General features: G+C 61.2%; 19 protein-coding genes. 10 read left to right on the top strand and 9 right to left on the bottom strand.

Annotated features, from left to right (window positions below):
* Positions 1-21: 21 nt before the first annotated feature.
* Positions 22-1002 (top strand): OmpA family protein, encoded by a 981-nt coding sequence (locus tag AB4O25_RS11340; protein WP_017527460.1) that lies wholly within the window; start codon positions 22-24, stop codon positions 1000-1002.
* 58 nt (positions 1003-1060) lie between these two features.
* Here the strand turns inward: AB4O25_RS11340 and cobA are convergent, their stop codons facing one another.
* The 5 genes from cobA to AB4O25_RS11315 all read right to left on the bottom strand — a co-directional run bounded on the left by cobA (position 1061) and on the right by AB4O25_RS11315 (position 6737).
* On the bottom strand, positions 1061-1804 hold the full coding sequence (gene cobA / locus AB4O25_RS11335; RefSeq protein ID WP_368949188.1) for a uroporphyrinogen-III C-methyltransferase: 744 nt from the start codon (positions 1802-1804) through the stop codon (positions 1061-1063).
* A gap of 24 nt (positions 1805-1828) precedes the next feature.
* Positions 1829-3499: a protein kinase domain-containing protein gene (locus tag AB4O25_RS11330; RefSeq protein ID WP_460150864.1), complete on the bottom strand. Its 1671-nt coding sequence runs from the start codon at positions 3497-3499 to the stop codon at positions 1829-1831.
* The gene (locus AB4O25_RS11325) at positions 3499-4710 is read right to left on the bottom strand and encodes a nitrate/nitrite transporter (RefSeq protein ID WP_017527463.1); all 1212 of its coding nucleotides are present in this window, start codon (positions 4708-4710) and stop codon (positions 3499-3501) included. The genes AB4O25_RS11330 and AB4O25_RS11325 overlap by 1 nt, the downstream gene beginning before the upstream one ends.
* 211 nt (positions 4711-4921) lie before the next feature.
* Positions 4922-5497, bottom strand: coding sequence for an ANTAR domain-containing response regulator (locus AB4O25_RS11320; RefSeq protein WP_460150863.1), 576 nt, complete (start codon positions 5495-5497; stop codon positions 4922-4924).
* A gap of 13 nt (positions 5498-5510) precedes the next feature.
* Complete coding sequence (locus tag AB4O25_RS11315) at positions 5511-6737, bottom strand: CmpA/NrtA family ABC transporter substrate-binding protein (protein WP_135196190.1); 1227 nt, start codon at positions 6735-6737, stop codon at positions 5511-5513.
* Positions 6738-7011: 274 nt separating this feature from the next.
* Between AB4O25_RS11315 and sctC the strand changes: the two genes are divergently transcribed.
* The 5 genes from sctC to AB4O25_RS11290 all read left to right on the top strand — a co-directional run bounded on the left by sctC (position 7012) and on the right by AB4O25_RS11290 (position 10789).
* On the top strand, positions 7012-8451 hold the full coding sequence (gene sctC, locus AB4O25_RS11310) for a type III secretion system outer membrane ring subunit SctC (RefSeq protein WP_032883428.1): 1440 nt from the start codon (positions 7012-7014) through the stop codon (positions 8449-8451).
* Positions 8452-8466: 15 nt separating this feature from the next.
* Positions 8467-8685: a FliM/FliN family flagellar motor switch protein gene (locus tag AB4O25_RS11305; protein ID WP_017527467.1), complete on the top strand. Its 219-nt coding sequence runs from the start codon at positions 8467-8469 to the stop codon at positions 8683-8685.
* 154 nt (positions 8686-8839) lie between these two features.
* Positions 8840-9226, top strand: a complete 387-nt coding sequence (locus tag AB4O25_RS11300) for a winged helix-turn-helix domain-containing protein (RefSeq protein WP_017527468.1) — start codon at positions 8840-8842, stop codon at positions 9224-9226.
* Complete coding sequence (locus AB4O25_RS11295) at positions 9219-9671, top strand: transglycosylase SLT domain-containing protein (protein WP_116079307.1); 453 nt, start codon at positions 9219-9221, stop codon at positions 9669-9671. The genes AB4O25_RS11300 and AB4O25_RS11295 overlap by 8 nt, the downstream gene beginning before the upstream one ends.
* Positions 9672-9760: 89 nt before the next feature.
* Positions 9761-10789, top strand: coding sequence for a quinone-dependent dihydroorotate dehydrogenase (locus AB4O25_RS11290; RefSeq protein WP_017527470.1), 1029 nt, complete (start codon positions 9761-9763; stop codon positions 10787-10789).
* 124 nt (positions 10790-10913) lie between these two features.
* On the opposite strand, the gene rmf is transcribed toward AB4O25_RS11290, so the two are convergent.
* Positions 10914-11129: a ribosome modulation factor gene (gene rmf / locus AB4O25_RS11285; protein WP_002553055.1), complete on the bottom strand. Its 216-nt coding sequence runs from the start codon at positions 11127-11129 to the stop codon at positions 10914-10916.
* A 531-nt stretch (positions 11130-11660) separates the two neighbouring features.
* Between rmf and rlmKL the strand changes: the two genes are divergently transcribed.
* Together rlmKL and AB4O25_RS11275 are read left to right on the top strand one after the other, a co-directional pair.
* Entirely contained in the window at positions 11661-13925 is a 2265-nt protein-coding gene (rlmKL, locus tag AB4O25_RS11280; protein ID WP_460150862.1) for a bifunctional 23S rRNA (guanine(2069)-N(7))-methyltransferase RlmK/23S rRNA (guanine(2445)-N(2))-methyltransferase RlmL, read from the top strand.
* Positions 13926-14063: 138 nt separating this feature from the next.
* Complete coding sequence (locus AB4O25_RS11275) at positions 14064-16451, top strand: sensor domain-containing diguanylate cyclase (protein ID WP_017527472.1); 2388 nt, start codon at positions 14064-14066, stop codon at positions 16449-16451.
* 34 nt (positions 16452-16485) lie between these two features.
* Here AB4O25_RS11275 and dacB read toward each other — a convergent pair whose 3' ends face one another.
* Positions 16486-17961 (bottom strand): D-alanyl-D-alanine carboxypeptidase/D-alanyl-D-alanine endopeptidase, encoded by a 1476-nt coding sequence (dacB, locus tag AB4O25_RS11270; protein WP_017527473.1) that lies wholly within the window; start codon positions 17959-17961, stop codon positions 16486-16488.
* Between the two features lie 237 nt (positions 17962-18198).
* Here dacB and AB4O25_RS11265 point away from each other — a divergent pair, with 237 nt between their 5' ends.
* Positions 18199-18543, top strand: coding sequence for a YggL family protein (locus AB4O25_RS11265; protein WP_003193255.1), 345 nt, complete (start codon positions 18199-18201; stop codon positions 18541-18543).
* A gap of 37 nt (positions 18544-18580) precedes the next feature.
* Here the strand turns inward: AB4O25_RS11265 and AB4O25_RS11260 are convergent, their stop codons facing one another.
* Entirely contained in the window at positions 18581-19771 is a 1191-nt protein-coding gene (locus AB4O25_RS11260) for a benzoate/H(+) symporter BenE family transporter (protein ID WP_017527474.1), read from the bottom strand.
* Positions 19772-20004: 233 nt separating this feature from the next.
* On the opposite strand from AB4O25_RS11260, the gene AB4O25_RS11255 reads away from it, so the two are divergent.
* Positions 20005-20769, top strand: a complete 765-nt coding sequence (locus AB4O25_RS11255; RefSeq protein ID WP_015885332.1) for a GntR family transcriptional regulator — start codon at positions 20005-20007, stop codon at positions 20767-20769.
* 125 nt (positions 20770-20894) lie between these two features.
* Here the strand turns inward: AB4O25_RS11255 and guaD are convergent, their stop codons facing one another.
* Entirely contained in the window at positions 20895-22199 is a 1305-nt protein-coding gene (gene guaD / locus AB4O25_RS11250) for a guanine deaminase (protein WP_068933572.1), read from the bottom strand.
* Position 22200: the final 1 nt, after the last annotated feature.

Genomic DNA, 22200 nt, shown 5'->3' with positions numbered 1-22200 from the left:
CACCAGATGGGGATTTAACGGATGAAACTGAAAAACACCTTGGGCTTGGCCATTGGTTCTCTTATTGCCGCTACTTCTTTCGGCGTTCTGGCACAAGGCCAAGGCGCAGTTGAAGGCGAGCTGTTCTACAAGAAGCAGTACAACGATAGCGTCAAGCACATCGAAGACGGCTTCAACCCTGGCGCTCGCATCGGTTACTTCCTGACCGACGACCTGTCCTTGAACCTGTCCTACGACAAGACCAACCACACCCGTTCGAACGACGGTACTGGCAACCAGAAGATCAAAGGTGATACCGGCAGCCTCGTTGCCCAATATCACTTCGGTCAAGCTGGCGTAGACAGCCTGCGTCCATACGTAGAAGGCGGTTTCGGTCACCAGAGCCGTACCAACGTACTGGCTGACGGCCACAGCGGTCGCGACCAGACCACTTTCGCTACCGTTGGTACCGGTGTGAAGTACTACTTCACCAACAACCTGTACGCTCGTGCCGGTGTTGAAGCTGACTACGGTCTGGACAACGGCAAGTGGGACTACTCCGCACTGGTCGGCCTGGGCGTGAACTTCGGCGGTAACGCTGGCGCAGCTGCTCCAGCTCCTACCCCAGCACCAGCTCCAGAGCCAACTCCAGAGCCAGAAGCTCCAGTTGCTCAGGTTGTTCGTGTTGAGCTGGACGTTAAGTTCGACTTCGACAAGGCCGTTGTTAAGCCTAACAGCTACGGCGACGTGAAAAACCTGGCCGACTTCATGGCTCAGTACCCAGCTACCAACGTAGAAGTTGCTGGTCACACTGACTCCGTAGGTCCAGACGCTTACAACCAGAAGCTGTCCCAGCGTCGTGCTGACGCTGTTAAGCAAGTCCTGGTTAAAGACGGCGTGGCTCCTAGCCGTGTAACTGCTGTAGGTTACGGCGAATCCCGCCCAGTTGCCGACAACGCAACTGAAGCTGGTCGTGCTGTTAACCGTCGCGTAGAAGCGTCGGTTGAAGCTACCGCTCAGTAATCACTGAGATGTAGAAAAAAACCCGGCTCCGGCCGGGTTTTTTTGCGTGAAATTTGTCTCAGGCACTTATCGCAGTCGCGACATAAGCCGCCTGTTCGGCGGCGGCGACACGGCCTATCACCAGGATGGCCGGGCTCTTCAAGGCAAATTCGTGTGCATCTTCCTGCATTCTCGATAGATCGCTGCGGCATTCGCGCTGCTGGGGCAGCGACGCATTTTCTATCATCGCGACAGGCATATCCGCGGCCATCCCGCCTTCCAGCAACTGCTGACGGATCTCTTCCAGCTTGGCCACGCCCATATAAATCACCAGCGTTGTGCCGCCTTCAGCCAAGGCACGCCAATTGAGTTGGCTGTCGTCCTGAGTGTGCGCCGTAACCAGGGTCACGCCGCGGCTGACACCACGCAATGTCAGTGGAATGGCGCAGTTGGTCGCGCCCGCCAACCCGGCGGTAATCCCGTTGACCAGCTCCACTTCGACGCCGCGCTCGCGCAGCCACATGGCTTCTTCGCCTCCGCGCCCGAAGATGCACGGGTCGCCGCCCTTAAGCCGCACCACACACTTGCCCTGGCGTGCGTAACGGAGCATCAGGCGGTGGATAAAGTCCTGCGGGGTTGAGCGGCAGCCGCCACGTTTACCCACAGTAACTACCCGCGCCCCGGTGCAGTGCTGTAGTACCACTGGGTTGACCAGGTCATCGATCAACACCACATCGGCTTCGTTCATTGCCCGTACCGCCTTGAGGGTCAACAACTCCGGGTCGCCGGGGCCAGCGCCCACCAGCCAGACTTTTGCATTCATGAGGGTTCCCTCGTGTAGATGAATTCAGCTATGAAAGAGTGAATACAGCAGTATCAGGTTGATCAGCAGCGACAGCAGCGCCAGGGTTCGCCAGACCTTCAACGGTTCGCGCTCCAGCAGTGGCCTGGGGCGAATGCTCAGCTCGCGTCGATCGGCTTGCTCCAGCACCAGCAACCATTCTTCGGCGGTTTCGTAGCGTTGTGCAGGTTGTGCCGCCACGGCTCGTTCCAGGCTGAGCGGTAGCCAGTCCGGCAGGTCGGGGCGATAGCGGCTGGCGCTGAACGGCTGAGTGAACCTGGGCCGCTGGAAGGCTTCGATTTCGCCGTAGGGGTAGTGCCCGGTCAGCAGGTAATACAGCGTGACGCCAACACTGTATAAATCCTGCTGAGGCGTAGGACGCTCGCCATTGAAGGCCTCGGGTGCGATAAAGCTTGGGGTCCCGGGCAGCGCATGGGCTTGATCCTCTGAAAGGCCCGGGCAATATGCCAGCCCAAAATCCAGCACACGCAACTCACCGTCGTCTCCCAGCAGCAGGTTTTCCGGCTTGATGTCGCGGTGCAGGATCTGGCGGCGATGCAACATGCCCACCGCTCGCAGCAAGCGCTCTGCCACGCACTGCCACTGCGCCAGGGGTAACGGGCCCTGGCGCTGGAAAAGTTCGGCGAGGGTCTGTCCCCGATATTCGCGCATCACGTAATACAAATGCTGACGCGCGCTGGCCGCATGAACTTCGGGAAACGCCCGACCGGCCACGCGTCGCAAGAACCATTCTTCCGCGAGCAGGGCCTGGCCGGCGTCGCTGTCGTTGTCGCGGTTCAGCGGCAGGGTTTTCAGGAGCCAGGGTTGCTGCTGGGCATCGCGTACTCGGTATAACAATGACTGGCGGCTTTGCGTCAGCAGGGCGTCTACCTGCCAGCCCTCGAAGTGTTGGCCGGGTTTCAAGGTCGGCGGCACGGGCCACTGCTGCAAGTGCACCAGGGCATCGCCCAGCGTGGCTTCGCCGAGGGTATCGATGCGCACCAGCAGGGCGCTTGCATTGTCCTGGCTACCGGCCAGGTGCGCCGCGTTGACCAGCGTGTTTACCGCCAGGTCCAGGTCAGTCTGCTCGCGCAGGATCGCGCGGATGCTGTGATCGCCCAGGGTGGCCCAAACGCCATCGCTGAGCAGCAGGAAGCATTCGCCCTCACGCAATTGGCCGTCGAGAAAATCCAGCACCAGGTGTTGATCCAGGCCAAGCGCACGCTTGAGCACATGCTGCATGCCCGGCTGCTCCCACACGTGATCTTCGCTGATGCGCTGCAACTCGCCGTCTAGCCAGCGATACGCCCGACAATCGCCCACATGCGCCAGGGTGAAACGTTGCCCGCGAAATACCAGGGCGCTGAGCGTGGTCAGCAACGGCTGGCCACCGCCATTGGCCTGCAGCCAGCGGTTTTGCGCCAGCAGCAAGCGTTCCAGTGCCTGTGCCACGCCCCAGGTTTGCGGCGTGGCGTAGTAGTCCATGGCCAGGGCCTGTAAGGTCGAGCGGGCAGCCAGGCCACCGTCGGCGCATTGGCTGACACCGTCGGCCATGGCGCACAGGTAACCTTTGCTTGCGGCCAGTTCCGCCACGGGCGTGACCACCCGCAGCGCGTCCTGGTTTTCTGCCCGGGGGCCGATGGCGCTGGCCTGGGCGACGCTCAGTTGCAGGCTCATCAGACGCGCGCAGCAGTCACGGCCGCCGAGCCCCAGGTGGTTCTCCAGCGACGCTTGACGCCATGCAGGCCGAACCAGGCCAGCACGCCCAGGCTGGCGAACAACCACAGGGCCAATTGATAGCTGCCGGTGCTTTGCTTGATGGCGCCCATCCCGGCGGCGAGGGCGAAGCCGCCGATGCCGCCGGCCATGCCGATCAGGCCGGTCATTACGCCGATTTCACGCCGGAAACGCTGTGGCACCAATTGGAATACCGCGCCGTTGCCTGCGCCCAGGCCGAGCATCGTGCAGACGAAAAGTGCCAGCGCCGCGTAGGAACTGGGCAGGTTGAAACCCACCGCCGCAATGCAGATTGCCGCCACGCTGTACATGCCGAGCAGGGTACGGATCCCGCCGAAGCGGTCGGCCAGGGCACCGCCCAGGGGGCGCATCAGGCTGCCACCGAACACGCAGGCGGCGGTGTAGTAGCCTGCGGTCACCGGGCTCAGGCCGTACTGGTCGTTGAAGTAACCGGGAAGGGCACTGGCCAGGCCGATAAAGCCGCCGAAGGTTACGCTGTAGAAAAACATGAACCACCAACTGTCGCGGTCACCCAGGGCCTTGAAGTAGTCAGCCATGGATTTCGCTTTAGGGCGCTCAGGCGCATTTTGCGCCAGCCAGGCGAACACGATCAGGGTCAGGATCAGCGGAATCAGTGCGAAACCGAATACATTGCTCCAGCCAAACGCCGCCGCCAGCACGGGCGCCAGCAAGGCCGCGAACACGGTGCCCGAGTTACCGGCACCGGCAATGCCCATGGCCTTGCCCTGGTGTTCCGCCGGGTACCACTGCGAGGCCAGGGGCAATGCCACCGCGAAGGAAGCGCCGGCCATGCCGAGGAACAGTCCCAGCAGCAACGCTTGCTCGTAAGTGTGAATCCCCAGTTTCCAGGCGCCGAACAACGCGACGATCACGATGACCTGACCCATCATCCCGGCGGTCTTGGGCGACAGCTTGTCGGCCAGCATGCCCATCAAAAAGCGCAGCACCGCGCCCGCCAGGATCGGAGTGGCCACCATCAGCCCGCGTTGCTGGGTGGTCAGGTGCAGGTCGGCGGCAATCTGCACCGCCAGCGGGCCCAACAAATACCAGACCATGAAGCTCAGGTCGAAATACAGGAACGCGGCAAACAGGGTCGGGGTGTGCCCGGATTTCCAGAAGCTTGATTTCATCACGCACCTCAACGGTTGGGAGTCTTGTAAGAAGGCCTGGTGATGGAGTCGCCGGCTGAGGCCACCCCACCGGCCCCCATGACGGGGGCCAAAAACGAAAAAACGCCGCCACCGGGTTCGCGTGGGCAAACCGGATGTGCGACGTCTTTGTCGTGGAGGGGCAACCGCCGTTGGTTACCTGTGTTGATTGTTTAGCAAGAGATGAGCCAAATCAGCCGAGCAACTCGCTCATGGCGATAATCTGCTCAGCCACCTGGATCAGTTTCTGCTGGCGGCTCATGGCCTGGCGGCGCATCAGGGTGTAGGCCTCTTCCTCATTGCAGTCTTTCATTTTCATCAACATGCCCTTGGCCATTTCGATGCGTTTGCGCTCGGCCAACTGTTGGTCCCGGGCCTGAAGCTGGGCGCGCAGGGCCTGGTCGCTTTCGAAGCGGGCCATTGCCACGTCGAGAATCGGCTGCAGGCGCTGGGCCTGGATACCTTCGACGATGTAGGCGCTGACGCCAGACTTGATTGCCTGGCGCATCACATCCGGGTCATGTTCATCGGTAAACATCACGATCGGCCGGGGTTGGTCGCGGCTGACCAGCACCACCTGTTCCATCACATCGCGGCCCGGTGACTCGGTATCGATCAGGATCACGTCCGGGCGCACCGTTTCGACGCGTGCCGGCAGGTCGATGGTCAGGCCCGACTCATCGATCACCTCAAAACCGGCTTCGATCAGTGCGGTTCTGAGGCGTCCGACCTTGCGCGGGGTGTCATTGATCAACAGGATTCGCAGCATGGAAGTACTCCTGTCAGCGCAAGGCTTGGCGGCTGGCGTGATCGGCCAGCGCATGCAGGCGAAAGCTGCGGGCGTAGTCGGCCGGGTCAGAGCCATCCCACACCTTGCCGTCGATCAACTGGCTGCTGCGCATGTCGCGTTGCGCTGCACTGATGCCCAACGCCTCGGCCGCCTGGCGATACAGCGCCAGTTGCTGCACCTGGCGCGCAACGCCCAGGTAGTCGGGGTCGTCGCGCAGCAGGCCCCAGCGGCGAAACTGGGTCATGAACCACATGCCGTCTGAGAGGTACGGCAGGTTTACCTCGCCGTCAGCAAAAAAGCGCAGCGCGTGGGGGTCTTGCCACTGGTTGCCCAGGCCGTCGTCATAAGTGCCCAGCAGGCGCGGTTCGATGCAATTGAGCGGGGCATCCAGATAGTCACGGCCGCTGAGCAACTGCGCGGTGGAACGGCGGTTTTCGGTGCTCTCTTCTATAAACCGGCTGGCTTCGAGGATGGCCATCACCAATACCCGGGCGGTATTGGGGTATTGGTCGACGAATGCCTGGGTGCAGCCGAGCACTTTTTCCGGATGATCGGGCCAGATCGCCTGGGTGGTCGCCAGGGTAAAGCCCTGGCTTTGCGCGACTGCGCTGGCGCTCCAGGGTTCGCCGACGCAAAAGCCGTCGATACGCCCGGCCTGCAGGTGTGCAACCATTTGCGGGGGCGGGACCACGACGCTGTCCACGTCCTGCAACGGATGAATGCCTTGGCTTGCGAGCCAGTAATACAACCACATGGCGTGCGTGCCTGTGGGAAAGGTCTGGGCAAAGGTCAGTTTTGTTCGGCTTTGGTGCACGTGGCGGTCCAGTGCCTCAGGAGTGACCACCCCCTGCTGCTGCAGGCCGTGGGAGAGGTTGATGCTCTGGCCGTTCTGATTGAGCCCCATCAATACCGCCATCTCGGTGGGCGCGACGCCGCCGATACCCAGGTGCACGGCATAGATCAACCCGTACAGGCTGTGGGCGGCGTGCAGTTCGCCGCTGACCAGTTTATCCCGCAGGTTGGCCCATGAGGATTGGCGCTTGAGGTTCAGGGTCAGGCCATAGGGCTGGGCGAAACCCTGGGTCGCGGCCACCACCAGGGACGCGCAATCGCTCAAGGCCATGAAGCCCAGGTCGAGGCTGCTCTTTTCCGGGGCATCACTGCCGTTGACCCATGCCAGCGGGTCGTTTATCGGGCTGTTGCCAACCGAATCGCTCATCAACACCTACCTTTTCTTTCAAAAAAAAAGCGCCGTTCCCGCAGATGACGGTGCACGCCATGGCGGGTAACGACGCCTTTGTCCATCAGCCCGCTCCGCCGTTGGTGCGCGCTTTGATACGGAGTGCATAGCAAGGCACATGCCACGGGCCGGCAGGGGCAATCGCTCGTCAACTTTCCATCAAGATTGAAATCGGGCTGGCTCTCAGTATGGCCGCTTCTTAAACCCAGGCCGCCCCAGGAACCCCACGGTGTACGCTGATTTCACTGCATTGATGTCTCGCCTGCGGCGTTGTCGCGGGCTGCTGTTTGCCGCGCTGATGCTGGGGAACATGCTCGCCAGGGGCGCCACCTATGAAGCGCGGGACGAGAGCCTGCACACTGTTTTCAGCGCTTTGTCGGTGCCCTTGGGCGTGCCCGTGGTTGTGAGCCGGGAAGTGGCGCGTCAACGTTTCAGTGGGGTGCTGGCGCTCGACGCATCGCAACAGACGCTGGAGTCCCTGGCGCTGCAGCACGGCTTGATCTGGTATGGCGATGGGCAAGCGATTTTTGTCTATGACGCCAGTGAGGCGAAAAGCTCGGTGGTGGCGCTGCGGCATCTTTCCATCGACCGGTTTCGCAGCCTCATGCGTCGTTCGGGGCTCGATGAGACGCGCTACCCCTTGCGCGTCAGCGAGGGGCGCACCTTCTATGTGTCGGGGCCGCCCAACTACGTCGACCAGGTGTTGCGCCTGGCTCAATTGATGGACCGCCAGCGCGCCGGGCTGCGCGTGGGTAGCCAGGCCTTTGGCGTGGCTCACGTGCTGAATACCCCTGTGGCCGACCGCGAGTACGCCATGGGCGACCAGAAGGTGACCGTGCCGGGCATGGCGTCGACGATCCAGGCCCTGCTGGCGAGTGAGCACAAGGGGCCGCTAGCTGACCGGAGCCTTGGGGTGACCGCTTATGCCGATACCAACAGCCTGCTGATCAAGGGTAAACCTGCACAGGTGAAGTTTATCGAGCAACTGGTGGCGGAACTGGACACGCCCAGGCGAGCCGTCGAAGTCTCGTTGTGGCTGGTGGACATGAACCGTGACGACATGAAAAAGCTGAACCTCGTCCCGGACAATCAAACCAGCGCATCAAACGCGCACGTTCCGGCGCCGCTGGAAGACCGGCAGTTGATGGAGCAGATCGCCGCGCTTGAACGTCGACGCCGTGCAAGGGTGGTGACGTTACCGGTGGTGCTTACCCAGGAGAACGTACCGGCCGTGTTCGAAGACAACCATACCTTTTACCTGCCGGCTCCCGGAAACGACACGGCTGACTGGAAACCTGTGCCCTATGGTTCTCAGGTCAGTGTGCTGCCGCGCATTGTTGAAGCGAATCAAATCGAGATGTTGCTCAATGTGCAGGATGGCCGCCAGGTCAGTGAGGTGGGGCGGCGTGGTAAACCCACAGCCGTTGGGCGTGTGAGTGTGAGCACGGTGGTGCGCGTGCCCCAGGGCCGGCGCCTGTGGCTGGGAGCGTTCCGGCGTGACGCGCGCGAGCCGGCGTACGGCGTGGCGCGAAGCGATCCTGCCGAGGTTCGTCTGTTTGTGGTTCAGGCCCGGGTGGTCAGCAGCGAAGGGCAGGGCATGTCTGCAGGCTTGGGGCCTCCGCCCTTGACTGCGGCGCAGTACGAGCGGGTGCAACGCGCGTTTGTACGACCGGGCAGTGATCTCTCTCCGTGAATAAGGCGTTAACCCATGCATCTGGAAATTCTTCTGCAGGAACAACTGATCAGTCGCAGGCGCCTGGCCGCCTTTGCGCCTGGGAAGGTGTTGCCGTTGGCGCCCACGGTCATCCATAGCGTTGAGGTGCGGGTCAACGGCCAGCTGTTTGCCTTGGGTGAGCTGGTGCAGTTGGAGGATCGACTTGGGGTTGAGCTGTACGAGGTCTATCAACAATGGGCGCCAGATGGTTGAAGAAAATTCCGACAGGGCAGTTCTTGAAGTCGCCGGATCTATGGCTTTTTCCTAGCGTGGCTTGCGAAGCAGGTTTCTATAGTCGTGGCGTGGGCGCTGGAGCCCGTATGGAAAATAAGGATTTCAATGTCATTAGTTGGATGCCGAGGTAGCTATGGCCGTCGTGGATGAACGTATGCCGACGACTTCACTGGTCTTTGCCCATTGGACGTTGCATGGCGATGGCCGCCTGACCGGCAGGACCACGGACGTTCAACTGCCGCCCAAGGAGTTGCAGGTTCTGCGGTTGCTGTTGGGGTCTGGCGGGGTGCTGATGACCAAGGATCATCTGTTGGAGCAGGCGTGGCCCCAGGGGGAAGTTGCCGAGGAGTCGCTGACACGTTGTATCTATTCGCTGCGCAAACACCTTGGCGCCGACAAGACATTTATCAAGACGATCTATGGCAGAGGGTATCGCTTTACATGCCCAGTGGAGACCGAGACGCGCATGAGAGCGGCTGGGCAGGTGTGCTCGACCTGCGGCCGAGTCAGCCATGGGTAGGTTCTGGCGCAGGGCCTTCCTGTTTATGGCGGTGATGAGCAGTGAGCAGGCGCTGGCCTTTTGCTGGGAGGAAACGGCCCGTCGCTACGATATCGAGCCGGAATTGCTGCAGGCCATCGCTGCCGTGGAGTCGGATAATCGGCCAGAGGCGGTCAACCCTGCCAACCGCAACGGCAGCCGGGATATCGGCCTGATGCAAATCAACAGCATCCATTTGCCCCGCCTGCTCCAGTCGGGCATTACCGAGGAGCGGCTATTGCGTGAGCCCTGCCTGTCGGTGGAGGTGGCGGCTTCGATTCTGGCCGAATTCATCCAGCGGTTTGGCTACAACTGGACGGCGGTGGGGGCCTACAACGCGGGCACCGGGCCCGAGCGTGAGGCACTGCGCATGCGCTATGCAGAAAAGATCTGGTCGCGTTATGAGGCGCTGGTGCAGCAGCGTTAGTAAGGTTTGGCCGGCACGCCTCGCGTGCATGGTGTGACCCCGGCTATAATCGGCGCCACCTTTCGCTGCCATCCGAGTCTAGCCCGCCCATGTATACCCTGGCCCGCCAGCTGTTGTTCAAACTCTCCCCGGAAACCTCCCACGATCTGTCCCTGGACCTGATCGGCGCGGGCGGCCGCCTGGGGCTCAATGGCCTGGTATGCAAGGCACCGGCAAAAATGCCGGTGTCGGTGATGGGGCTCGATTTTCCCAATCCGGTCGGGCTGGCTGCGGGCCTGGACAAGAATGGCTCGGCCATCGACGGCTTCGCGCAATTGGGTTTTGGCTTTGTCGAGATCGGCACCGTGACGCCGAGACCGCAACCGGGTAACCCCAAGCCGCGTATTTTCCGCCTGCCGGAAGCGCAGGCGATCATCAACCGCATGGGCTTCAACAACTTGGGCGTTGATCATCTGCTGTCGCGGGTTCAGGCCGCCAAGTACAAAGGCATCCTGGGCATCAACATCGGCAAGAACGTTGACACCCCGGTCGAGCGTGCGGTGGATGATTACCTGATCTGCCTGGACAAGGTCTACGCCCACGCCAGCTACGTCACCGTCAACGTCAGCTCGCCCAACACCCCGGGCCTGCGCAGCCTGCAATTTGGCGACTCGCTCAAGCAACTGCTCGAAGCCTTGCGCCAGCGCCAGGAAGACCTGGCCGTGCGCCACGGCAAACGCGTGCCCCTGGCCATCAAGATTGCCCCGGACATGAGCGATGAAGAAACCGTGCTGGTAGCCCAGGCGCTGGTGGATGCCGGTATGGATGCGGTGATTGCAACCAACACTACCCTGAGCCGGGTCGGCGTCGAAGGCCTGGCCCATGGCGATGAAGCCGGTGGCCTGTCGGGCGCGCCGGTACGGGACAAGAGCACCCATATCGTCAAGGTGCTGGCTGCCGAGCTGGCCGGTCGTTTGCCGATTATCGCGGTAGGCGGTATTACCGAAGGTAAGCATGCGGCCGAGAAGATCGCCGCGGGCGCCAGCCTGGTGCAGTTGTACTCCGGTTTTATCTATAAGGGCCCTGAACTGATCCGCCAGTCGGTGGATGCGATTGCGGCATTGCCCAAAAAAGCCTGAGCCACCGCCCATAAAAAGGGCTCCATAAAGGAGCCCCCTGGGCCGAAGCCCGCCGCCCGGATAGGACGTGCGTGGTTAAGTCGTTACATATTCAAAGGTGGTGTGTCGGAATTAAGTGCCCTGATTAGCCGACGGCGTGAAGTTCGTTGAGTCTGTGGATTCCCGCAGTGCCAGTCATACCGTCCCAGTTGTCGCCGCGTCCTTCTCGCCAGCCGTTGATCCAGGCTTGGCGTACCGACGGTAGAGTAAATGGGCAAAGCTCACGGGATTTGCCATGAACGCCATATTGATATCCGCGTAAAAAAGCTCTTTCCAACGGATCACGCTTAAGTCTTCTCATAGGGTGTTTCCCTCACTTGTTGACTGTCTTGATATCCTTCGGCCTCGTCTGAGGCCGGGCAGAGTTTTTCTGCCGTTGGTGGGCTCGCCGCCGGCGTGGCGAGCCAAGTGTCGGCGTCGTTACGGCGCCAACCTGTGTTGAGTTCTAACCAATAGGTCACATGGATTCAATGATCGTTTTGTCATAAGCACGTAACGATAACGATGCTATAGCCATAAGCTGGGCTGGCTTTTCGCCCCATTTGTGTGGCAAAGCCAGCTATGATGCAGCCTGCATAGAGGACGGGTTGAGTCCTTAAGTGAGAATGTCCTCCTGTTGCAGTCGGTTTTTATTCGACGAAGGGTCGGAATATTTCTTTTTGTTGCTTAAAAAATTCATCCTGCCCCGTCACTAAAGGCTCAAGGGCCCGGCAGACGGGGTGGAACGGCACATTCGTGCCACGCGAGCACTCTTCAAGAAAAGTGCTCGATTGAAAATCGAACCGGCGATGCGTCGCCCGTTCACTTATCGCTGAAAAGCCTGGAATGCCCCATGTCGGACCGTTTTGAACTCTTCCTCACTTGCCCCAAAGGCCTCGAAGGCCTGCTGATCGAGGAAGCCGTCGGGCTTGGCCTTGAGGACGCGCGCGAGCACACCTCGGCCGTGCGCGGCATGGCCGACATGGAAACCGCCTATCGCCTGTGCCTCTGGTCGCGCCTGGCCAACCGTGTGCTGCTGGTGCTCAAGCGCTTCCCGATGAAGGACGCCGAAGACCTCTACCACGGCGTGCTGGATATCGAGTGGGCCGATCACATGGTGTCTGACGGCACCCTGGCGGTGGAATTCAGCGGTCACGGTTCGGGCATCGACAACACCCACTTCGGCGCGCTGAAGGTCAAGGATGCAATCGTCGACAAATTGCGCACCCCGACCGGCGAACGGCCCTCCATCGACAAGATCAACCCGGACCTGCGTATCCACCTGCGCCTGGACCGTGGTGAAGCCATCCTGTCCCTCGACCTCTCCGGCCACAGCCTGCACCAACGCGGTTATCGCTTGCAGCAAGGCGCGGCGCCGCTGAAGGAAAACCTGGCGGCCGCGATCCTTATCCGCGCTGGCTGGCCGCGTATTGCCGCTGAAGGCGGCGCGCTGACCGACCCGATGTGCGGCGTCGGTACGTTCCTGGTCGAAGGCGCGATGATTGCCGCCGACATGGCGCCCAACCTCAATCGCGAACTGTGGGGCTTTACGACCTGGCTGGGTCACGTTCCGGCGCTGTGGAAGAAACTGCACGCAGAGGCCACTGAACGCGCGGCCATCGGCATGAACAAAACCCCGCTGTGGGTACGTGGCTACGAGGCGGACCCGCGGTTGATCCAGCCCGCGCGCAACAACATCGAGCGCGCCGGCCTGAGCCACTGGATCAAGGTGTATCAGGGCGAAGTGGGCACCTTCGAGCCGCGCCCGGACCAGAACCAGAAAGGCCTGGTGATCTGCAACCCACCCTACGGCGAACGCCTGGGTGACGAAGCCAGCCTGTTGTACCTCTACCAGAACCTTGGCGAGCGTCTGCGCCAGGCGTGCATGGGTTGGGAAGCGGCGGTATTCACCGGCGCGCCGGACCTGGGCAAGCGCATGGGCATCCGCAGCCACAAGCAGTACTCGTTCTGGAACGGCGCGTTGCCGTGCAAATTGCTGCTGATCAACGTCAACCCGGACCAGTTCGTCACAGGCGAGCGCCGCACCCCGGAGCAGCGCCAGGCCGAACGTGAGCAGGCCGCTTACGATCAGGCCCCGGTCGAGCCGCAAGAGCGTCAGTACAACAAGAACGGTAACCCGATCAAGCCGGCCCCGGCCCCGGTGGTGGAGCAGGCGCGCTTGAGCGAAGGCGGGCAGATGTTCGCCAATCGCCTGCAAAAGAACCTTAAGTTGCTGGGCAAGTGGGCCAAGCGCGAAGGCGTGGACTGCTACCGTGTGTACGACGCCGATATGCCGGAATACTCCATGGCCATCGACCTGTACCACGATTGGGTCCACGTACAGGAATACGCCGCGCCCAAGTCCATCGACCCGGAAAAAGCCTCCGCGCGCATGTTCGATGCCCTGGCCGCCATCCCCCAGGCACTGAACATCGACAAGAGCCGCGTCGTGGTCAAGCGTCGCGAGCGCCAGAGCGGCACCAAGCAGTACGAGCGCCAGAGCGCCCAGGGCAAGTTCACCGAGGTCAGCGAAGGCGGCGTGAAGTTGCTGGTCAACCTCACCGATTACCTGGACACCGGCCTGTTCCTGGACCACCGCCCGATGCGCATGCGCATTCAGAAAGAGGCGGCCGGCAGGCGTTTCCTCAACCTGTATTGCTACACCGCCACCGCCAGTGTGCACGCGGCCAAGGGCGGCGCGCGCAGCACCACCAGCGTCGACCTGTCCAAGACCTACCTGGACTGGGCCCGTCGCAACTTCTCGCTCAACGGTTTCTCTGACAAGAACCGTCTGGAGCAGGGTGATGTGATGGCGTGGCTGGAGGCCAGCCGCGATGAGTTCGACATGATCTTCATCGACCCGCCGACCTTCTCCAACTCCAAGCGCATGGAAGGCATCTTCGACGTGCAGCGTGACCACGTGCAGTTGCTCGACTTGGCCATGGCCCGCCTGGCACCGGGCGGCGTGCTGTACTTCTCGAACAACTTCCGCAAGTTCCAGCTCGAGGACAACCTCAGCGCACGCTATGCGGTCGAGGAAATCAGCGACAAAACCATCGACCCGGATTTTGCGCGTAATGCCAAGATCCACCGGGCCTGGAAAATCACCGCTCGCTGATCGCCGTAGCCAACAGCCGCACGCCTGGTTTATTCCGCGCTTGCGGCTTTTTTGCGCTGGTCAAACCCTGGGTCGGTAGCTATAACTAAGGCCTAGCCAAAGTGACACCCCCGCACGCTGGCGTTGTGAGTGTTGCCTATGCCGTTGCAAGCTGTCCGCCCGAAAATCCTAGGCTTTATCAGTGAACAGGCGTCGGCTTGGCTGGTGGCATTGGTGGTGTTTCTGTCAGGGTGTGCCCTGACACTCGTCGTGGCCTGGGCCGCCTCCGATCTCTATCAGCAACAGGTGCGCCAGCGCTTCCAGTTGCTGGTCAACGAGCGGTATACCCGCTTGCAGGAACGCTTCGATGATCAGGAACAACGCCTGAACAGCCTGCGAAGGTTCTTCGTTAACTCCAATGATGTGTCCCGCGAAGAGTTCGATGGTTTCGCCCAGCCTTTATTGCTGCGCGCCCGTGCCTATGCCTGGGCGCCGCGGGTATTTCATGAGCAGCGCAGCCAGTTTGAGCAAGAAGCGTCGCGCTTGCGCGGTGAGCCTTTTACGATCCGTGAATTGAACTCGGCCGGTGAGTTGGCCCCGGCGCCGGAGCGCGATGAGTACGTGCCGGTACTCTACATCCAGACACAAAGCCAGCTGGGGTCGCCCCTGGGCTTTGACCTGCTGGCCCAGCCCCTGCGGCGCTCAACCCTTGAGCGCGCACAAAAGAGCGGCCGGTTGGCGGTGTCCCAACCGATGCAATTGGTGGGCGTGGAGCCCGCCTACGCCACCGGGGTATTGCTGGTGGCGCCAGTCGCTTCGGAGCAGTCCGCGACTGAGTTTCGTGGCTATGTGATGGCCGTCATCAGCATGCGCCAACTGATGGCCGACGGTTTGCCCAAGCCGGAGCGGGACAACCTGGTGATGCAGATCATCGATACCTCCGACCAGCAAAGCCGCGTGCTGTATGCCTCCGACACTACGTTGGGCGACAGCGGGCTGGTGGGCGCGCGCCGTCTTACCCTGGGTGACCATGTTTACGCGCTCACCCTGCGCCCGAGCCGGGTGTTCGACCAGTCCAACCATTCTTCGCTGACCGCCATCCTGACCATGGGTGGGTTGCTCAGCCTATTGCTCAGCGCCTTGCTCTATGTGCTGGTCAGCCAGCGCCAGCGCGCCTTGAAACTGGTGGAGCAACGCACCGTACAGTTGCGCCTGCGCGAGCAGGAATTGCGCGACGCCCACGGCCAATTGCGCAGTGTGCTGAATGCCGCCACCCAGGTCGCGATCATCGCCACTGACCTGCGGGGCGTCATCAATACGTTCAATGCCGGTGCCGAACAGATGCTCGGGTTCACGGCCGAGCAGGTGGTGGGCAAGTTGACCCTGGAGAGCCTGCACCTGCCGCAAGAGCTGGAAACGCGCTCCGCCAGCCTGAGCGTGACCCTGGGCAAGCGCATTCCCGCCAGCCAGGCGATGCTGGGAGAAAATACCGACAACCTGCATGAAGCCCACGAATGGACCTTGGTGCGCCGCGATGGCAGCCAGTTGACGGTGAACATGCTCGCCACGGTGTTACTCGATGATCATGGTTTGTGGATCGGGCACTTGGCGATCTACCTGGATGTTACCGAGCAGAAGCGCGCCTACGAGGCCTTGGCGGCGCGCGACCGCCTGTTGAAGAAACTCAGCGCCCACGTGCCCGGCGGGATTTTCCAGTTCACCCTGGAACCCCAGGAGAACTGGCGCTTTATCTATGCCAGTGATGGCATGCGCGACATTTATGAAATCGAAACGGGGGTGTTGCAGCAGGACGCGAAGAAGGCCTTCGAACGTATCCATCCGCTGGATGTGGAACGTGTGCGCGACTCGATACGGCTGTCGGCGTTGCAGTTGAGTCACTGGCGCGAAGAGTACCGGGTGATGCTGCCGCAACGCGGCCTGCGCTGGATTCGTGGCGAGGCTACCCCCGAAGAGTTACCCGGTGGCGGTACGTTATGGCACGGCTATGTGTCGGACATTTCCGATCTCAAACGGGTGGAAGAAGAGCTGCGGGCGCTGTCCATTACCGACTCTCTCACCGGTATTCATAACCGTCGTTATTTCCAGGATCGTCTGAAGGCCGAGATGGTTCGGGTCAACCGGACTTGCGGGGCGCTGTCGGTGATCATGCTGGACATCGATCATTTCAAACGGATCAACGACAAGCATGGGCATGCCGTCGGCGATGGCGTGTTGCAGGAGTTATGCAAACGCATCAGCCAGCGCCTGCGGCGCACCGACGTGTTCTGCCGCTTGGGGGGCGAGGAGTTCATGGTGCTGTGCCCCAACACTGACGGTGAGCAGGCCTATAACCTGGCAATGGATCTGTGGCAGTCGCTGCGCAACGAGCCGATGGCCCCGGTGGGTATCGTCACCGCCAGCTTTGGTGTGGCCAGTTGGCGGGTCGACGAAGGCATCGATGGCTTGTTGCTGCGCGCGGACTCGGCGGTTTACTTGGCCAAGCAGACGGGCAGGGACCGGGTGGAAACCGAACTCTTGCGGGTCTGATGGCCGACGCAGGGCAACAGGTGTGCGGTGTCTGTCAGAGTACGGGAGCCGCGGCCGCCAGTTTAGGCTGGCGATACAGGTCCAGCAGCACCTGATCCAACACCGACGAAGCGCCCCATGGCTTCGGATCATTCAGAATCGCTACCACTGCCCAGGTGTTGCCGTTGTTATCACGGCTGAACCCGGCGATGGCGCGCACGGTGTTCAAGGTGCCGGTCTTGACGTGGGCTTCGCCGCGCATGGCGGTGGTCTTCAGGCGTTTGCGCATGGTGCCGTCAGTGCCGGCAATCGGCATCGAGCTGATGTATTCCGCGGCATAGGGACTTTTCCAGGCGGCTTGCAGCATGGCGGCCATCTCGCGGGCGCTGACCCGTTCGGCACGGGACAGGCCGGAGCCGTTCTCCATCACCAGGTGCGGCGCGGTGATGCCTTTCTTCGCCAGCCACTGGCGCACCACGCGTTGCGCGGCCTTGGCATCGTCACCATCGGCATCGTTGCGAAACTGCGCGCCGAGGCTCAGGAACAGTTGCTGGGCCATGGTGTTGTTACTGTATTTGTTGATGTCGCGGATGATTTCCGCCAGGTCCGGCGAGAATGCACGGGCCAGCACCTTGGCATCCTTGGGGACCGGTGCCTGGATATCACGGCCCTGGATGCTGCCGCCCAGTTCCTTCCAGATCGCACGCACGGCGCCGGCGGTGTAGGTGGCGTGGTCCAACAGTGACAGGTAGGTCTGCGAACTGCAGCCGTCGGCCAACTGGCCGCTGACGGTGACCGTTACGCTGCCATCGGCGGCGGTGACCGGGTTGTAGCGCACGTCACCGGTGCATTGCTTGGCGTTGGAAACCTTGACCTGATTGTCGATGCGAATACTGGCGATCGGCGGCTCGACCGACACGATCACGCGCCCGGAGTCATTGCGGGTCACGAAGCGCAAGGCCTTGAGGTTAACCAGCAACGCGTCGGGCTTGACCAGAAACGGTTTGTTCTCGTCATTGCCATCGTCGTTGAACTCGGGCAACTGCGGCTGGATAAAGAAGCCGCGGTCCAGCACCAGGTCGCCGGTGACTTGCTGCACGCCGTTGGCGCGCAGGTCGCGCATCAGCAGCCAGAGCTTTTCCATGTTCAGCTTGGGATCGCCGCCGCCCTTGAGGTACAGGTTGCCCTGCAACACGCCACCGCTGAGGGTGCCGTCGGTGTAGAACTCGGTTTTCCACTGATGGTTGGGCCCGAGCATTTCCAGGGCCGCGTAGGTGGTGACCAACTTCATGGTGGACGCGGGGTTCACCGAGACGTCGGCATTGAAGACGGTGGGGGTGCCTGGCCCGTTGAGGGGGATCATCACCAGGGACAGCGCGGTATTTTGCAGCTTGGCCTTCTGAAGGGCCTGCGCAACGTTGGGTGGCAGGGTGTTATTGACTGGGGCGGCCTTGGCGCAGAAGGCCAGTGGCAGAAGAAAACCGGCAAACAGAACTGAACGCAACGAGGGGGAACGCAACGATTTGATCATAAAGAATAAAACCCTACTGCTGAGGAGGGTGAAAAAAGGCGAGGGGTATGGATGAAAATCCCTCAATGGTCATGAAAGTGTCGGCATTATGCCCCAAGGTAGGCGCACTTGTAGCTGAACCATAGCTGGAAATCGGCGTTTTTTTGCCCGCATCGCACCGCCTGTCCCAGAGAGTCGGGCAATCGCCGCCTTAAACTGCTAAAGTGCCGCCCGTTATTACTTAAGAGGATTGTTCCAATGGCGACTAACCGTTCCCAGCGTCTGCGCAAAAAACTGTGCGTTGATGAATTTCAAGAGCTGGGTTTCGAACTGAACCTGGACTTCAACGAAGGCCTGAGTGAAGAAGCTATCGACGCTTTCCTCGAAGCATTCATCAAAGAAGCCATGGAAGCCAATGGCCTGGGCTACGTCGGCGGCGATGACTACGGTCTGGTTTGCCTGCAGAAGCGTGGCTCGGTATCCGAAGAGCAGCGCGCTGCTGTCGAAGCCTGGCTGAAAACCCGTTCCGAGCTGACCAAGGCTGAAGTCAGCCCGCTGCTGGACGTGTGGTATCCGGAAAAGCCGATCAACGCGGCCAAGTGATACTGAAAAAAACGGCGACCTGAGGGTCGCCGTTTTTTTATGCCTTGCGCCAGTTCAGAATCAGCAGTGTCAACACCCCCGCGACAATTCCCCAGAACGCCGACCCGATGGAAAACAACGTCAAGCCTGACGCGGTGACCATAAAGGTGATCAGCGCCGCTTCCCGTTCCTTCGGCTCGTTCATGGCGATGCTCAGGCCATTGATGATCGAGCCAAACAACGCCAAGGCCGCAATGGACAGCACCAGTTCCTTGGGCAACGCGGCGAACAGTGCCGCCAACGTCGCGCCGAACACCCCGGCAATCCCGTAGAACACACCGCACCACACGGCTGCCGTATAGCGCTTGTTACGGTCTTCATGGGCATGGGGCCCGGTGCAGATAGCCGCGCTGATGGCCGCCAGGTTGATGCCATGGGAGCCGAACGGTGCCAGCACCAACGAGGCCAGGCCTGTGGCGGTGATCAGCGGCGAGGCCGGCACGTTGTAGCCATCGGCCCGCAGCACGGCGACGCCCGGCATGTTCTGTGAGGTCATCGCCACCACGAACAGCGGAATGCCGATGCTGATGGTCGCCGCCACTGAAAAATGCGGCGTGGTCCATACCGGCGTTGCCACTTCCAGGTGAAAGCCGCTGAAATCCAGCAACCCCATCAGACCCGACAGTGCAGTGCCGATCACCAGCGCGGCCAGCACCGCATAACGCGGCGACAGGCGCTTGATGATCAAGTAAGTGAAAAACATCCCCAGCACCAGGCCGGTGCGATGTTGCGCGGCGACGAAAATCTCGCTGCCGATCTTGAACAGAATGCCGGCGAGCAAGGCCGCCGCCAGCGACGCCGGAATGCGCTTGACCAGTTTTTCAAAGCTGCCGGTCAGCCCGCAGATGGTTACCAGCACCGCACAGGTGATGTAGGCACCGATGGCTTCGCCATAAGTCACGCCGCCCAGGCTGGTGATCAATAGCGCGGCACCCGGCGTGGACCAGGCGATGGTAATGGGCGTGCGATAACGCAGGGACAGGCCGATGCTGCACACCGCCATACCGATGGAAATCGCCCAGATCCACGACGAAATCTGCGCCGTGGTCAAGCCGGCGGCCTGGCCGGCCTGGAACATCAGCACCAGAGAGCTGGTGTAGCCGGTCATCATGGCGATAAAGCCTGCGACGATGGCCGAGGGGGACGTGTCGGCCAGCGGGCGCAAGGGCGCTTGAGCGGCGTCGGTCATGGTGAGGTGTTCCTTTTACCGGAGAAATTACAGATTCAAGCCTAAACTCAAACATGACCGCCCCTTGCAATACAGCCGAGGCCGCAAACAGCCGTACAGTGTGTTGGCGCATTGGGTTGTGTACAATGTGCCACGTTTTTAGGTGATACTTGCCAGCGACCCGTTGTTGCCGTATTACCCTAAAGTTGCCGTATTACCGTTAATTCGCCGCCGTTCTCCCTACCCGAGTGCCCATGAACGAACAGTTGCAACCTCTCAAGAAACAACCGCGAGCCGGCAAGGCCGGACGCAGCGGAACCCAGGACGATATCGTCTACGCACATATCTTCGAGGCCATCCTCGAACAACGCCTGGCGCCCGGAACCAAATTGAGCGAAGAGGCACTGGGCGAAATCTTCGGCGTGAGCCGCACCATTATTCGCCGCGCCCTGTCGCGCCTGGCCCATGAGGGCGTGGTGCTGCTGCGGCCCAATCGCGGTGCGGTGGTTGCCAGCCCCAGTGTCGAAGAAGCGCGCCAGGTGTTCCTCGCGCGGCGGCTGGTGGAGCGGGCGATCACTGAATTGGCGGTGCAACACGCCACGGCCGAGCAGTTGGCCGAGTTGCGCCAGATGGTTAATGACGAACGCGACAGTTTCTCCCGTGGGGACCGTGGTGCGGGTATCCGCCTCTCCGGCGAGTTCCACCTCAAGCTGGCCGAGGCGGCCAAGAACGCCCCGCTGATCAGCTTCCAGCGCAGCCTGGTGTCCCAGACATCGTTAATCATCGCCCAGTACGAAAGCGGCAACCGCTCGCACTGTTCCTACGATGAGCACACCCAATTGATCGATGCGATCGAAGCCCGCGACGCGGCGCTGGCGGTGAACCTGATGATGCATCACATGGATCACATCGACAGCAAGCTCAACCTCGATGAAGAGAGCGCGTCGGATGATTTGCATGCGGTGTTTTCGCATTTGTTGCAGACCAAGAAGCCGGGGCGCTCTTCTATAAAGTTGTAAACCCGATCAGAAATGTGGGAGAGGGCTTGCTCCCGATAGTGCTGTATCAGTCACCTCATTCAGTGACTGACACCCTGCTATCGGGAGCAAGCCCCTCCCACATTTGTTTTGTGTTGTGGCTGAAACTAGCGTTGATGCACGAGTTGGCCGGCGGCATAGGTCTGCAACACCGTCCGATCATCCCCCAGCGTCATGAGTACAAACAACGTCTCGGCGATGTTGTTGGCCTGCTTCAGGCGATAGCTCAGCAGCGGCGTGGCGTTATAATCCAGCACCAGAAAATCCGCATCGGTGCCCGGCTGCAAGGTGCCGATCTTGTCTTCCAGGCGCAGCGCCCGCGCGCCGCCCAGCGTCGCCAGGTACAGCGATTTGAACGGGCTCAAGCGCGCGCCCTGCAACTGCATGACCTTGTAGGCTTCGTTGAGAGTTTGCAGCAGCGAAAAGCTGGTGCCGCCGCCCACGTCCGTGCCCAGGCCGACATTCAATTTGTGTTTCTCTGCCATCGGCAGGTTGAACAAGCCACTGCCGAGGAAGAAGTTCGACGTCGGGCAGAACGCCACCGCCGAGCCGGTCTCCGCCAGCCGCGCGCATTCGTCATCGCACAGGTGTACGCCGTGGGCAAACACCGAACGCTCGCCCAGCAGGTTGTAGTGGTCATACACATCCAGATAGCCGCTGCGCTCGGGGAACAACGCTTTCACCCATTCGACTTCCTGTTTGTTCTCACTGATATGGGTCTGCATGTACAGATCCGGGTATTCCCCCAGCAGTTGCCCGGCCAATGCCAATTGTTCCGGCGTGCTGGTCGGCGCGAACCGCGGCGTGACCGCATAGTGCAGGCGGCCCTTGCCGTGCCAGCGCTCGATCAGTGCCTTGCTTTGCTGGTAGCCGGATTCGGCGGTGTCGGTGAGGTAGTCCGGCGCGTTGCGGTCCATCATCACCTTGCCGGCGATCATGCGCAGGTCGAGCTTCTCGGCCGCTTCAAAAAATGCACTCACCGATTGCGGGTGCACGCTGCCGAATACCAGCGCGGTGGTGGTGCCGTTGCGCAGCAGTTCCTTGATAAAAATGTCCGCCACTTCTTCGGCATGGGCCTTGTCGGCGAACTGGCTTTCACACGGGAACGTGTAGGTGTTGAGCCAATCCAGCAACTGTTCGCCATAGGCGCCGACCATGCCGGTTTGCGGCAGGTGGATATGGGTGTCGATCAGGCCTGGGGTGATCAGTGCGTCCTGGTAATGGGTGATGTCGATATCGGCCGGCAGGGTCGGCAGCAGGTCGCTGGCGTGGCCGATGGCGCTGATCTGGCCGTTATCGATTACCAGCAGGCCGTCTTCGAAATATTCGTAGGACGCTTCGATGCCCACTTCGGCGGGGTCGGCGAGGCTGTGCAGGATGGCGGCGCGGTAGGCTTTGCGAGTCAAAGGCATG

This window comes from Pseudomonas sp. S3_A03, from assembly GCF_054668275.1.
This window is presented reverse-complemented; position numbering and strand designations above follow the sequence as displayed.

Bases quoted from the DNA above. Each gene is read 5' to 3' on its own strand.
- AB4O25_RS11340 (WP_017527460.1), top strand. From the start codon at position 22: ATGAAACTGAAAAACACCTTGGGCTTGGCCATTGGTTCTCTTATTGCC.
- cobA (WP_368949188.1), bottom strand. From the start codon at position 1,804: ATGAATGCAAAAGTCTGGCTGGTGGGCGCTGGCCCCGGCGACCCGGAG.
- AB4O25_RS11330 (WP_460150864.1), bottom strand. From the start codon at position 3,499: ATGAGCCTGCAACTGAGCGTCGCCCAGGCCAGCGCCATCGGCCCCCGG.
- AB4O25_RS11325 (WP_017527463.1), bottom strand. From the start codon at position 4,710: ATGAAATCAAGCTTCTGGAAATCCGGGCACACCCCGACCCTGTTTGCC.
- AB4O25_RS11320 (WP_460150863.1), bottom strand. From the start codon at position 5,497: ATGCTGCGAATCCTGTTGATCAATGACACCCCGCGCAAGGTCGGACGC.
- AB4O25_RS11315 (WP_135196190.1), bottom strand. From the start codon at position 6,737: ATGAGCGATTCGGTTGGCAACAGCCCGATAAACGACCCGCTGGCATGG.
- sctC (WP_032883428.1), top strand. From the start codon at position 7,012: ATGTCTCGCCTGCGGCGTTGTCGCGGGCTGCTGTTTGCCGCGCTGATG.
- AB4O25_RS11305 (WP_017527467.1), top strand. From the start codon at position 8,467: ATGCATCTGGAAATTCTTCTGCAGGAACAACTGATCAGTCGCAGGCGC.
- AB4O25_RS11300 (WP_017527468.1), top strand. From the start codon at position 8,840: ATGGCCGTCGTGGATGAACGTATGCCGACGACTTCACTGGTCTTTGCC.
- AB4O25_RS11295 (WP_116079307.1), top strand. From the start codon at position 9,219: ATGGGTAGGTTCTGGCGCAGGGCCTTCCTGTTTATGGCGGTGATGAGC.
- AB4O25_RS11290 (WP_017527470.1), top strand. From the start codon at position 9,761: ATGTATACCCTGGCCCGCCAGCTGTTGTTCAAACTCTCCCCGGAAACC.
- rmf (WP_002553055.1), bottom strand. From the start codon at position 11,129: ATGAGAAGACTTAAGCGTGATCCGTTGGAAAGAGCTTTTTTACGCGGA.
- rlmKL (WP_460150862.1), top strand. From the start codon at position 11,661: ATGTCGGACCGTTTTGAACTCTTCCTCACTTGCCCCAAAGGCCTCGAA.
- AB4O25_RS11275 (WP_017527472.1), top strand. From the start codon at position 14,064: ATGCCGTTGCAAGCTGTCCGCCCGAAAATCCTAGGCTTTATCAGTGAA.
- dacB (WP_017527473.1), bottom strand. From the start codon at position 17,961: ATGATCAAATCGTTGCGTTCCCCCTCGTTGCGTTCAGTTCTGTTTGCC.
- AB4O25_RS11265 (WP_003193255.1), top strand. From the start codon at position 18,199: ATGGCGACTAACCGTTCCCAGCGTCTGCGCAAAAAACTGTGCGTTGAT.
- AB4O25_RS11260 (WP_017527474.1), bottom strand. From the start codon at position 19,771: ATGACCGACGCCGCTCAAGCGCCCTTGCGCCCGCTGGCCGACACGTCC.
- AB4O25_RS11255 (WP_015885332.1), top strand. From the start codon at position 20,005: ATGAACGAACAGTTGCAACCTCTCAAGAAACAACCGCGAGCCGGCAAG.
- guaD (WP_068933572.1), bottom strand. From the start codon at position 22,199: ATGCCTTTGACTCGCAAAGCCTACCGCGCCGCCATCCTGCACAGCCTC.